The sequence below is a fragment of the Sulfitobacter sp. 1A13368 genome (genome assembly GCF_043557275.1).
GTDB classification, from domain to species: Bacteria; Pseudomonadota; Alphaproteobacteria; order Rhodobacterales; family Rhodobacteraceae; genus Sulfitobacter; species Sulfitobacter faviae.
The window spans coordinates 424,327-437,002 of the sequence record NZ_JBIFFR010000003.1; the positions used below are offsets into that span (position 1 = coordinate 424,327).

Consider the following 12,676-nt stretch of genomic DNA (forward strand, 5'->3'; position numbering starts at 1 on the left):
TCAGACCTCGGCGACATGCTGAGTGAACAGATCTCGCGCACGTTGCCAGACGGCATGATCCGTCTTTGACAGCGCCCGCAGGGTCGGCAGCAACTGGCCCGCGAAATCCTCTGAGCTTTCGCGCGGCAGCATGGATGGCAGGTTGTCGATGGCCATGACATCCAGCGGCGGCGCGTCATGCACGCGCAGCGCTGGCTCCGCCCAAGTGGTCGCGCGGTCATAGACCTGCACCGGGTTGAAGGCACTGTCGGGGTCGCAGGCGATGTCGCCGATCACGCGCAGGGCGCGCTTTGCCTCGGGGGCATCGGGGCGGACGAAGGCGGGGGTGTCTGGCCCTGCGAGGATGCAGTTGAAGAAATAGGCGTGGTCGAGGATTTCGGGGAAGGGCCCGCCGTGGGCGGTCTCTGCCATGTCCCAGCCGGTGACGGGGATGCCCAGAGCCGCGCAAAGATCGCTCGCCCCGCGTCCCACCCGGCCCAAGGCCCCGATGACCAGCGCGCGGTCGCCGGTCGCGTCGACTTGGGCAAGTTCTTTGCTCAATGCGGCTTTCAGCGCTTCGGCGTCAGCGTAGGGCGCAACCGGGCCGCAGGCCTCGCCGCGCAATTGTGCAATGCGGCATTTGACCGAGACGGCTGCCCCAGCAAAGCCCGCCCAATAGCCAAAGGCGGCAACGCGGCGGCCATTGTCATCGGTCAGATATTCCAGATCCAGCAGCGTGCCACCGCCCGCCTTGAACCGCTGCAACAGTTTGTGGCCCGAGGATTGGCCCTTGTAGGCATGGCCGAACATGATGTGCGTATGCGGCAGGGGCGTGCCGTCTTCGGGCAGTTCCTTCAGGCCAAAGATCACCGCATCGCGCGGGGCGTCGGGCCAGCTATGGGCCGGAACGATCTCACAGCCCGCCTGCGCATAGGCGGCGGTGGGGATCACGCGGCTGTCGCTGTCTTCGACGCTCACCTTCGTGCCGGATGCGATCAGCGCGGCGGCCCCTTCGGGCGTCAGCCCGGTGCGGGTCTCATTGTCGCGCTGCTCGGCGCGTAGCCATAGGTGGGTCATGCCAAGAATCCTTTCGCGCGCATGGCCTTGACGCTGTCGCGGTCTTCCATCCGGGCGGCGAAGGCGTCGAGCCGTGGGTAGGCCGCGCGGTCGACCCCGTCACCGGCCAGCCACCCCGAGACGACAAAGAGATAGGGATCGGCCAGCGACAGGGCATCGCCCGCCACGAAGTCACCCCTAAAGGCGTGGTTCTCAATATAGGCGGCGCAATCGGCCATGGTCTGCGGCACCTTGGCTTTCATATCGTCAAAGCTGGATTGCTGATCGGCCCAGCGGTGGCCGCGCATTTTATGCGCGTGGGCCACATGCATGGTCGAGGCGAGGTAATACATCACCCCGCGCATATGCGCCGCGCGTTCAGGGTCGGCAGGGACCAGCCCTGCCTCGGGCGCGCGGGCGGCGACATAGTCCAACAGCGCGCCGGTCTCGGTCAGGGCGCTGCCCGCTTCGGTCACGAGGGTCGGCACGCGGCCCTTGGGGTTCAGCGCCAGATAGGCTGCTGCGGTCTGTTCGGCGCTGGCGAAATCGACCTTCACCGGCTCATAGGCCAGCCCCGCTTCTTCGAGGGCGATGGCAACGGCGACCGAGATCGTGCCGGGGGCGTAGTGAAGTTTCAGCATGGGTCAGCCTTTCGCGGGCGAGGGGTTACATATGCGTTTGTGCAAGGCGGCGGTCGGGCCGGTCAAGATGCGGCACCGCGTTGAACAGCACCGGCGACCAATGCCCGCCGATGGGAAAGAGCCGGTGCATTGAGGTATGCATGATCGCCAGCGCCAGCCGTGCCATCGCCGGAATCCCCACGCCCATCGCCTGTGCCATCGCCAGAGAGATCAGCCCGCCCGAGGTCACAACCAGCGCCGGGCCTTCGCCCTCGGCAATCTCGGCAAGGACGGATTGCACCCGCGTCTCGAAACTCTCATAGGTTTCGGGCGTATCGGCAAGTTTGCCCGCTTTCCAATAGTCAAAGACCTGCGGCAGGTGGTGCACGAATTCGCCCTCGCGGGGGAAGGGCACCTTGTGCTGCTGCTCCATCAGATTGGCGAGGGTGAAATACTCCAACTCGTTCAACCGCGCGTCGCGGATCGGCTCCAGCCCGGTGTTCATCCCCTCCGCCGTTTCGATATGACGGGTCAGCGTGCCGGTATAGAGCCTTGTGTGGTAGGTCTCGCTCTGGCGCAGATGGTCGCCCAGCCACGCGGCTTGCTCATGGCCAAGCGGGCTGAGTTGATCATAGCTCAGCTCGTCCTTGGCGGTGGAATTGGCTTGGCCGTGGCGGATCAGGGTAATGTGGGACATCAAATGGCTTTCACTGTTCGCCCAAGTGATAGGGCAGCTTGTCTGGCCATACAATGCACTGCGCCCCAATGCACCGCCGCGGCGTTTATCCGTGACGGGGTGTCGGGATTGGCCCCTGACAAGCGCCGGATTTTGCCTATAGTTTGGGCAATAGCCAAGGGGAGGGGGCAGCCATGGCCGAGAGGATCACATTCACGCTTGATGGGCAGACCGTCGAGGCCGAGGCCGGCATGACCATTTGGGAAGTCGCGAACGGTCGGGGTTTGAAAATCCCGCATCTGTGCCACAAACCCGCCCCCGGCTACCGCCCCGATGGCAATTGCCGCGCCTGTATGGTTGAGATCGAGGGCGAGCGCGTGCTGGCGGCGTCGTGCATCCGCGAGCCTGCCGAGGGGATGGTCGTCACCACCAACAACGCCCGGGCCGAGAGTGCGCGCAAGATTGTGATGGAGCTGCTGCTGGCCGACCAGCCTGCGCAGGACGTGGCGCATGACAAGTCGAGCCACATGCGCGAGATGGCGGCGCTGAATGGCGTAGAGGAAAGCCGTTTTCCCAAGTTGGAGCGCGACCGCGTGCCGCTTTTGGACGACAGCCATGTCGCGATGCGGGTTAATCTCGACGCCTGCATCCAGTGCAACCTCTGCGTCCGCGCCTGCCGCGAGGTGCAGGTCAACGACGTGATCGGCATGGCGGGACGCGGCCATGACGCCTATCCGGTCTTCGACATCGACGATCCCATGGGTGCCTCAACCTGCGTGGCCTGCGGCGAATGCGTGCAGGCCTGTCCCACCGGCGCGCTGATGCCCGCCAGCGTGGTGGACGAGGCGCAGGTCGGCGACTCTGCCGACTATGACAAGGAGGTCGCCAGCGTCTGCCCCTTCTGCGGCGTGGGTTGCCAGATCTCGCTGAAGGTGAAGGACAACAAGGTCAAATATGTCGAGGGGATCAATGGGCCAGCGAACGAGGGGCGGCTCTGCGTCAAGGGGCGCTTTGGCTTCGACTACATCCACCACGAGCACCGCCTGACCAAGCCGTTGATCCGCCGCGACGACGCGCCCGCCAAGGGACTAAACGTCGATCCGGGCAACTGGGGCGAGGTGTTCCGCGAGGCGTCTTGGGACGAGGCGCTGGATTTTGCCGCCAAGGGCCTGAAAGGGCGCGGCCGTGAGGTGGCGGGCTTCGGCAGTGCCAAATGCACCAATGAGGAAGCCTATCTGTTCCAGAAGATGATCCGGCAGGGGTTTGGCCACAACAACGTCGACCACTGCACGCGGCTGTGTCACGCCTCCTCAGTCGCGGCGCTGATGGAGAATGTCGGGAGCGGCGCGGTCACCGCCACCTTCAACGAGATTGAGAACGCCGATGTGGCCATCGTGATCGGTGCCAACCCGGTGGAGAACCACCCCGTCGCTGCGACCTATTTCAAGCAGTTCACCAAGCGCGGCGGCAAGCTCATCGTCATGGACCCGCGCGGGCAGGGCCTGCGCCGGTTTGCGTCGCATATGCTGCAATTCCGCCCCGGTACCGACGTGGCGATGCTGAACGCGATCATGCACGTGATCGTGGAGGAAGGTCTCTATGATGAGCAATACATCAAAGCCTATACCGAGAATTGGGAGGCCGAGAAGGCGCACCTGAAGGATTTCCCGCCCGAGGCCATGGCCGCCGTCTGCGGCATCGAGGCCGAGGTGCTGCGCGACGTGGCGCGCATCTTTGCCGGGGCCAAGGCGGGGATGATTTTCTGGGGCATGGGGGTGAGCCAGCACATCCACGGCACCGACAATTCGCGTTGCCTGATTTCTCTGGCGCTGATGACAGGCCATGTCGGCCGCCCCGGCACCGGGCTGCACCCCCTGCGCGGGCAGAACAATGTGCAGGGCGCCTCGGACGCGGGCCTCATCCCGATGTTCCTGCCCGACTACCAGCCCGTCGGCGACGACGGCGTGCGCTCGGCCTTCGCCGAGGTTTGGGGCTCGGATGATTTCAGCGCCGAGAAGGGGCTGACGGTGACCGAGATCATGGACGCGGTGCACGACGGTGAGATCAAGGCGATGTATGTGCTGGGCGAGAATCCGGCGATGTCGGACCCGGATGTCGATCACGCGCGGGCGGCGCTCGCGAAGCTCGACCACCTCGTGGTGCAGGACATCTTCCTGACCGAGACGGCGAATTACGCCGACGTGATCCTCCCCGCCTCGGCCTTCGCCGAGAAGTCCGGCACGGTGACCAATACCAACCGGCAGGTCCAGATGGGCCGCCCGGCGGTGACACCCCCCGGAGACGCGCGCGAGGATTGGTGGATCGAGGTGGAACTGGCCAAGCGGCTGGGGCTGGGCTGGTCCTACGAAAGCCCGGCGGAGGTCTTTGCCGAGATGAAGCACAACATGGCCTCGCTCGACAATATCACATGGGACCGGCTGGCGCAGGAAAATGCGGTGACCTACCCGTCGCTCAGCGAAAACGATCCCGGGCAGGCCATTGTCTTTAGCGAGGGGTTCCCCCGGCCCGAAGGTCGCGCCAAATTCACCCCCGCCGCGATCGTGGCCCCGGATGACGCGCCGGATGACGCCTATCCGATGATCCTGACCACCGGGCGGCAGTTGGAGCATTGGCACACCGGCTCGATGACCCGGCGCTCCAAGGTGCTCGACGGACTGGAGCCGGAGGCGAATTGCTCGCTCCACCCCTCGACCCTGCGCCGCCTTGGCGTGACCCCGGGGGGGCATGTGCGGCTGTCGACCAAGCGCGGCAGTATCGAGATCATGGCCCGTGCGGATCGCGCCGTGGCGCCCGACATGGTCTTCCTTCCCTTCGCTTATGTCGAAGCGGCGGCGAATATCCTGACAAATCCAGCGGTTGACCCCTATGGCAAGATCCCGGAGTTTAAGTTCTCTGCCGTCAGGGTGGAGGCGGCGAAAGGGGCCGTCGCCGCCGAGTAAGGAAAGTTTAGAAGAATGAAGATTGATGCCGCCCGTTTCTTGAAAGACCTGCACGATCTGCGCGCCATCGGCGCTGCGGGTGTGGGCAAGGGCGTGGTGCGCCCGGCCTATTCCGCCGCCGATGTGGAGGCGCGGGAGTGGCTTGCCGGGCGGATGCGCGATGCGGGGCTGACGGTCGAGGTCGACGCGATGGGCAACCTCTTTGGCCTGGCCGAGGGGCCGTCGATCCTGCTGGGGTCGCATTCCGACAGCCAGCCCGAAGGCGGCTGGCTTGATGGGGCCTTGGGCGTGATCGCCGCGCTTGAAGTCGCCCGGGCGGCGGGTGAGGCCGGAGGGCCTGCGGTCTCGGTCGTGTCATTTCAGGACGAAGAGGGGCGCTTTGGCGTGACCACCGGGTCGACGGTCTGGTCCGGCGCTTTGGATCAGGCCGAAGCCGACGGCTTCAAGGATGACGCCGGGGTGAGCTTGGCCGAGGCGCGCCGCGCGGTGGCGGGCATGCTCACCGGCCCCGTCGATCCCGCGCAGTTCACCGGCTATATCGAGTTGCACATCGAACAGGGGCCGACGCTGGATGACAGCGGTGAGCGGATCGGCGTGGTCAGCGACATCGTCGGCATCCGCGACATGAAGGTGACCTTCGAGGGCCAGCAGAACCACGCGGGCACCACCCCGATGGCGGTGCGGCGCGATGCTTTTCAGGCGGTGTCGGAGTTTAACAGCCTGCTGAACGACCGGCTGCGCAATGTGGTGACGCCGAGCACCGTCTGGACCATCGGCCATGTCAGCCTGCACCCCAATGCCTCGTCCATCGTGCCGGGCAAGGCCGTGTTCTCCATGCAATGGCGCGACGGGGATAGCGACCGTCTGGGGCGGATGGAGAGGATCATTCGCGAAACCGCCGAAGAGGTTGCCAAGGGCCGCGGGATGGATCTGTCCTTTGGCCCGATGCTGGGGCTGGAGCCGGTTGCCATGGACGCGCGGCTGCGCGATGCGCTGGCGGAGGCGGCTGAAGCCGTGGCTCCCGGCAAATGGCGCAAGATGCCCTCGGGTGCCTTGCACGACGCGACAAACGTGGCGCGGCTGATGCCCGTGGCGATGTTGTTCGCGCCGTCGATCAACGGGATCAGCCATGCTTTCGAGGAGGACACGGATGAGGCCGATTTGGTCGCGGCAGTCGAGGTGTTGGGGCGGGCGGTGGCGGCGCTTTAAACGCGCTCAGTCCCAGTCCACGTCGCCGAGGAAGATATAGCCCGCCCCGTAGATCGTCTTGATCAGTTGCGGGTTCTTCGGGTCTTCGCCAAGTTTCGTGCGCAGCCGTGAGATGCGCACGTCCATCGCTCGATCAAAGCTTTCGGAGGCAACACCGCCAAGGCTTTCTTGCATCTGGGCGCGGCTGATCAGCCGCTTCGGCGCGTCGAGGAAGAGCCGCAGCACCTCGCCCTCGGCGTGGGAGAAGGTGACCTCGGCGCCCGTGGCATCCTGTAGCACATAGCGGTCGAAATGCGCGGTCCAGCCGTTGAACCGCGCCGTGGTGCCGGCCTGCGGCGTCGGCTTGGCGCTGCGCAGGCGGGCGCGGATGCGGGCCACGACCTCAGCCGGGTCGAAGGGTTTGATGATGTAGTCGTCGGCGCCAAGCTCCAGCCCCGTGACCCGGTCCTGCACCTGCGCGCGGCCCGAGATGATGATCACGATGGCACCTTGCTCCAGTGCCAGACGGTGCACCAGCGTCAGCCCGTCGGTGTCGGGCAGCGACAGATCGACAAGGCAGACATCGGGCGTATGGCTCGCCAATGCGGCCTCAAAGGCCCGCGCGCGGCCAAAGCTGAGCGTGTCGAAGCCCGCTTCCTCCAGCGTGTCCGACAGCATCTGCCGGATCTCGGGTTCGTCATCCAGAATGGTGACCAGCGGGCGCGGGGCGGTATCACGGCTCATGGGGCGGTGGCTTTCAATGGGGCGATCAAGGCTTGCAGATCGTCTTTTTCAAAGGGTTTGCGCAGCACCGGCGCGAGGGTCTGGGCCTCAACGAAAAGCGGGTGATCGGGGGGCAGGGAGGTCATCAGCAAAAGCGGCAGGCTGCTGCCGACGCGGCGGGCAAGGTCGATCCCGGTGCCCTCGCCCGAAAGCTGAATGTCCGACAGCACCAGTGTGATGTCGGGCAGATCGGCGATGAGGGCGGTGGCCTCATCCGCGCTGGTGGCCTCAATCACCGAATGGCCCTGATCCATGAGCATGTCGCGCACGACGGCGCGGATATCGGTGGTGTCCTCGACCAGCAGCACCAGCCCGGTGGTGGCGGGCACGGCGACGCGGTAGGGCAGGCGCAGGCTGATCTGCGCGCCGCCCTCGGGCGCATTGCTCAACCGCAGATCGCCGCCTGAGGATTTGGTCATGTCATAGACCATCGACAGGCCCAGCCCTGACCCCTCGCTGCCCTTGGTGGTAAAGAACGGCTCGACCCCGCGTTCCAGCGCCGAGGGCGCAAAGCCCGGCCCGGTGTCGTGGATCACCCATTCGATCCATGTGTTATGCACCAGCCGTTGGGTCAGCGTGATCGTGCCCCGCGCGCCGCAGGCGTCGCGGGCATTGAGGATGAGGTTCAACAGCGCATCCTGCACCCGGCCTTTGTCGAGCAGCACTGCGCCCTCGGGCACGTCATTGCGCACCGCCAGCGCGCATTTCGGCGGCAGCGTGGGGGCGGCGAGGGTCGAAAGCTCACTCAGCAAAGCGGCGGGGTCGGTGGCCACGGGGCGCAGGGCGCGGGGTTCGGTCACATCGGCGATGGAGCTGAGCAGCGTGCCGCCCCGCCGTGCGGCGGCCAAGGTGCCTTCGACCAATTCACCCGCTTGTGGCGGCATGTCGGGCAGTCGGGCCAGTTTCGATTGCATGCCGAGGATGATCGTCAAAAGGTTCGAGAAGTCATGCGCCAGCCCAGAGATCATCCGCGAGGCCAACTCGCGTTTCAGCGTCTGTTGCAGGGCGACACGGGTCTGGGTCTCTTCGGTGATGTCCATCGACAGGATATAGACCCCGCCGCGCCCGTCGGGGGTAAAGGCACCGCGGATGCGGCGGGCGGATTCATCATGGGTGAATTCGATCACCGCCGGGCTGCCCGCATAGGCTTGGGTCAGCGCGGGCTTGATCCGCGCATAGGCCGCCGCCCCAAGCGCGTCACTGATATGCAGCCCGTAGATGTTGCTGGGCCGCCCCGGCATCACGCTGCTGAGCCGGCGGTTGGAGTAGATGTAATGCCCGCTCGCGTCGACATGGGCGATATGGGCGGGCATCATCTCGGTCGTCAGCCGGGTGCGGGCCTCGCTTTCGGTGACCTGCCGCTTGGCCTCTTCCAGCGCGGTAATCGTCGCCTCCAACTGGCGGTTCGTGGCGGCCAGTTGTTCGGCATGGGACAGCAGTTGATCGCTCAGCGCGTCCGACCGTGCGCGCAACAGCGCCTCTTGCCGCTTGGTGTTGGTGATGTCGGTATAGACGGTGACCCAGCCGCCCTGTGGCAGGGGCGAGCCTTCGACACTGATGGTGCGCCCGTTCGAGCGGGTCCGCTCCATGTAATGCGGCACGAAGGCGCGGGCCTGTTCCACCCGTTCGGCCACGAAGGCGTCGACATCCCCCACCTCGCCATACTCGCCGGTGCCAGCCAGATGGCGGATCGTATCCTCGAAGGGCGCGCCGGGGGTCACCAGCCGGTCCGGCAGGTCGAACATGGATTGAAACGGGGCGTTGCAGACCGCGAGCCGAAGGTCGCTGTCATAGATGGTCAGCGCCTGAGCGATCAGGTTCAGACCGGCATTGGTCAGCGCTTTGGTTTGGTCGTCGGTGATCTGCATCGGCATCCTTTCGCATAGGGCTAGCACCGCGCGGGCGAAAGGCAAAGAGCCGCGCGTAAATCGCGCTTGACCTTCTTGCGCTGGAGGCCCCGAGAAGCGCGCCGAATGGGAACCGGAAAGGCAGAGCATGAACAAGAAAATCGGAGCAGGCGCAGCGGCGGCACTGGTCTTGGCAGGCGGATATATCTGGTGGCAGGCCGAAGAGGCCCCGGCCCCCGCTGCCAGCGGCGCGGCCATGGTGAAAGTCACCGTGCCGGAGAGCCTGAGCGGCCCCGCGCAGATTGGCGCGCGGGCATTCAAAGCGAAATGCGCCGCCTGCCACGGGGTCAACGCCGCCGGGCGCGAGGGGGTTGGTCCACCGCTGATCCACAAGATCTATGAGCCCAGCCACCACGGCGATGCATCCTTCATGGTCGCGGCCACCAATGGCGTGCGCCAGCATCACTGGTCTTTCGGCAATATGCCCCCGGTCGAAGGGATTACCCCGGCAGAGGTGGAATCCATCGTGACCTATGTGCGCGAAGTGCAGCGCGCCAATGGGATCGACTAGCGGAAAATGGGCCGCGGGGGCGCTGTAACAATTCGTTAAAATTCGGAAAAGATCAGGAAAAAGTTGACCTCCACAAAAAAGAGAACGTCACTTGTGGGATCATAGAATCGCACAAGCGATCGAACCCGCCGGGGAGGGCGGGCATGGGAGGAAGACAATTTGGCCAAGCCGCTGACGCGTGCCGACGGACCTCAGTCCGTGCCGGCGCTGTTGCACCGCAACGCAAGTGAATTCGCAAACGCCCCCGCTTACCGGGAGAAGGAATACGGGATCTGGCAAAGCTGGACCTGGTCGCAGACCCGCGACGAGGTCGAGGCGCTGGCCCTCGGGTTTCTGGAACTGGGGCTGAACGAGGGCGATTTCGTCGCCATCATTGGGCGCAACCGTCCCTATCTCTACTGGGCGATGATGGCCGCGCAGATGGCCGGGGCCGTGCCGGTGCCGCTCTATCAGGACGCCAATGCCGAAGAGATGGCCTATGTCATGGGCCACTGCGGCGCGCGCCTTGCCGTGGTGGGCGATCAGGAACAGGTCGACAAGATCATCGAGGTGCAGGACCAGCTGCCCGACTTCGAGCGGATGATCTACCTCGACCCGCGCGGCCTGCGCAAATACGACCATTCCAAGCTCGACCAATATACCGCCGTGCAGGAGATGGGCCGCGCCAACCGCGAAAAGCATATCGCCGAGTTGGAGGCGCGTCAGGCCAAGCTGGATTACGATTCCACCGGCGTGATGCTCTATACTTCGGGCACCACCGGCAAGCCCAAGGGCGTGGTGCTGAGCAACCGCAACGTGATCGAGACGGCGAAGTCGTCGTCGGAGTTCGACGACCTCAAGCGCAATGACGAGATTCTCGCCTATCTGCCGATGGCATGGGTGGGGGACTTTATCTTCTCCGTCGGCCAAGCGCTCTGGACCGGTTTCTGCACCAACTGCCCCGAAAGCGCCGACACGATGCATGTCGACCTGCGCGAGATCGGGCCGACCTATTACTTCGCCCCGCCGCGCGTGTTCGAGACGCAGCTGACCTCCGTCATGATCCGCATGGAAGACGCGAGCCGGTTCAAGAAATGGCTCTTCGACACCTTCATGGCCCATGCCCGCAAGGTCGGTCCCGCCATTCTGGACGGCAAGAAAGTGTCCGCTTGGGACCGCGCGAAATACGCACTGGGCGAGCTGATGATCTATGGCCCGCTGAAGAACACCCTCGGCTTCAGCCGCGTGCGCGTGGGCTATACCGCCGGTGAGGCGATCGGGCCGGAGATTTTCGATTTCTACCGTTCGCTCGGCATCAACCTGAAACAACTCTACGGCCAGACCGAGGCGACGGTGTTCATCACTGCCCAGCCTGATGGCGAGGTGCGCAGCGATACCGTGGGCGTGACCTGCCCCGGGGTGGAGCTGAAAATCGCCGATAACGGTGAAGTCTTCTACCGTTCGCCCGGCGTCTTCGTGGAATACTACAAGAACCCGGAAAGCACTGCATCGACCAAGGATGCCGAAGGCTGGGTCGCAACCGGCGATGCGGGCTTCATCGAGGAAGGTTCGGGCCATCTGCGGATCATCGACCGCGCCAAGGACGTGGGCCAGATGGCCGACGGCAGCCTGTTCGCGCCGAAATACGTTGAGAACAAGCTCAAGTTCTTCCCCAACATTCTCGAGGCCGTAGTCTTCGGCAACCAGCGCACTGAATGCACCGCCTTCATCAACATCGACCTCACGGCGGTGGGCAACTGGGCCGAGCGCAACAACATCGGCTACGCCTCCTATCAGGAACTGGCGCGGCATCCGCAGGTGATGGACACGATCCAGTCTCATGTTGAAGAGGTTAACCGCTCGGTCGCCGAGGATGAGATGCTTTCGGGCTGTCAGGTGCACCGCTTCGTCGTGCTGCATAAAGAACTCGACGCCGATGATGGCGAGCTGACCCGCACCCGCAAGGTGCGCCGCAAGATCATCGAAGAGAAATACGCCGACATCATCGCCGCACTCTACGACGGCTCCGACAAGGTCAGCACCGAGACGGAAGTGACCTATGAGGACGGCCGCAAGGGCTCGATCAAGGCGACGCTCGAAATTCGCGACGCCGCGGTGCAGCCGGTCAGCCGCCGGATGGCAGCAGAATGAGCGCGGCCAGCGCCGGACAGGCGGGAACTATGGAAAGGGACAGCGTGAAAGATCAGGCTGACAGCTATGTCACCGACGACGGCCGCACCATCGGCCCGACGGTGATGGAGATGAAGAACATCACCCTGCGCTTCGGCGGCGTGGAGGCGATCAAGGATATTTCCTTCGACATCCGCGAGGGCGAGATCCGCGCGATCATCGGGCCGAACGGGGCGGGCAAGTCCTCGATGTTGAACGTGATCAGCGGCTTCTACGTGCCCCAAGAGGGCGAGGTCTGGTACAAGGGCGCGCGCCGCCCGGCGATGAAGCCCTATCAGGTGGCCCAGCAGGGCATCGCCCGGACCTTCCAGAACATCGCGCTGTTCGAGGGCATGTCGGTGCTCGACAACGTGATGACGGGGCGTCTGACGCAGATGAAGACCGGGATGCTGGCGCAATCCTTCTGGAAAGGCGCAGCCGAGCGTGAAGAGATTGAGAACCGTGAAATCGCCGAGAAGGTCATCGACTTTCTGGAAATTCAGGCGATCCGCAAGACACCCGTGGCGCGTCTGCCCTACGGTCTGAAGAAACGCGTCGAACTTGCCCGCGCGCTGGCCGCCGAGCCGACGATCCTGCTTCTGGACGAGCCGATGGCCGGCATGAACGTCGAAGAGAAGGAGGACATGAGCCGCTTCATCCTCGACGTGAACGACGAATTCGGCACCACTATCGCGCTGATCGAACACGACATGGGCGTGGTCATGGACCTGTCCGACCGCGTCGTGGTGATGGATTACGGCCGCAAGATCGGCGACGGCTCGCCCGACGAGGTGCGCAACAACCAAGAGGTGATCGACGCCTATCTGGGGGTGGCCCATGACTGAGCG

The 12,676-nt window shown here is 64.6% G+C and carries 10 protein-coding genes; 5 read left to right on the forward strand and 5 right to left on the reverse strand.

The window, feature by feature from the left end; genetic code table 11:
• From ACGYK4_RS09195 to ACGYK4_RS09205, 3 genes are read right to left on the reverse strand one after another with little or no spacing between them, the layout of a single operon-like run.
• A complete protein-coding gene (locus ACGYK4_RS09195) occupies positions 1-1,056 on the reverse strand; it encodes a saccharopine dehydrogenase (protein WP_394456112.1) in 1,056 nt (351 codons plus the stop codon).
• Positions 1,053-1,676, reverse strand: a complete 624-nt coding sequence (locus ACGYK4_RS09200) for a glutathione S-transferase family protein (protein WP_394456114.1) — start codon at positions 1,674-1,676, stop codon at positions 1,053-1,055. The genes ACGYK4_RS09195 and ACGYK4_RS09200 overlap by 4 nt, the downstream gene beginning before the upstream one ends.
• A 25-nt stretch (positions 1,677-1,701) precedes the next feature.
• Positions 1,702-2,352 carry a histidine phosphatase family protein gene (locus ACGYK4_RS09205; RefSeq protein WP_209218422.1) on the reverse strand — a complete coding sequence of 217 codons (651 nt, stop codon included), beginning with the start codon at positions 2,350-2,352 and terminating at the stop codon, positions 1,702-1,704.
• Between the two features lie 173 nt (positions 2,353-2,525).
• Between ACGYK4_RS09205 and fdhF the strand changes: the two genes are divergently transcribed.
• Positions 2,526-5,291 (forward strand): formate dehydrogenase subunit alpha, encoded by a 2,766-nt coding sequence (fdhF, locus tag ACGYK4_RS09210; RefSeq protein WP_394456115.1) that lies wholly within the window; start codon positions 2,526-2,528, stop codon positions 5,289-5,291.
• A 15-nt stretch (positions 5,292-5,306) separates the two neighbouring features.
• On the forward strand, positions 5,307-6,500 hold the full coding sequence (locus ACGYK4_RS09215) for a hydantoinase/carbamoylase family amidase (protein ID WP_394456117.1): 1,194 nt from the start codon (positions 5,307-5,309) through the stop codon (positions 6,498-6,500).
• A gap of 6 nt (positions 6,501-6,506) precedes the next feature.
• Here ACGYK4_RS09215 and ACGYK4_RS09220 read toward each other — a convergent pair whose 3' ends face one another.
• Entirely contained in the window at positions 6,507-7,223 is a 717-nt protein-coding gene (locus ACGYK4_RS09220) for a response regulator transcription factor (RefSeq protein ID WP_209218419.1), read from the reverse strand.
• Positions 7,220-9,130 carry a PAS-domain containing protein gene (locus ACGYK4_RS09225; RefSeq protein WP_394456118.1) on the reverse strand — a complete coding sequence of 637 codons (1,911 nt, stop codon included), beginning with the start codon at positions 9,128-9,130 and terminating at the stop codon, positions 7,220-7,222. The genes ACGYK4_RS09220 and ACGYK4_RS09225 overlap by 4 nt, the downstream gene beginning before the upstream one ends.
• 127 nt (positions 9,131-9,257) lie before the next feature.
• Between ACGYK4_RS09225 and ACGYK4_RS09230 the strand changes: the two genes are divergently transcribed.
• From ACGYK4_RS09230 to ACGYK4_RS09240, 3 genes are all read left to right on the forward strand, one after another.
• The gene (locus ACGYK4_RS09230) at positions 9,258-9,680 is read left to right on the forward strand and encodes a c-type cytochrome (protein WP_394430872.1); all 423 of its coding nucleotides are present in this window, start codon (positions 9,258-9,260) and stop codon (positions 9,678-9,680) included.
• A gap of 159 nt (positions 9,681-9,839) precedes the next feature.
• A complete protein-coding gene (locus tag ACGYK4_RS09235) occupies positions 9,840-11,810 on the forward strand; it encodes an AMP-binding protein (protein ID WP_394430874.1) in 1,971 nt (656 codons plus the stop codon).
• 44 nt (positions 11,811-11,854) lie between these two features.
• Positions 11,855-12,673, forward strand: coding sequence for an ABC transporter ATP-binding protein (locus ACGYK4_RS09240; protein ID WP_394430876.1), 819 nt, complete (start codon positions 11,855-11,857; stop codon positions 12,671-12,673).
• Positions 12,674-12,676: the final 3 nt, after the last annotated feature.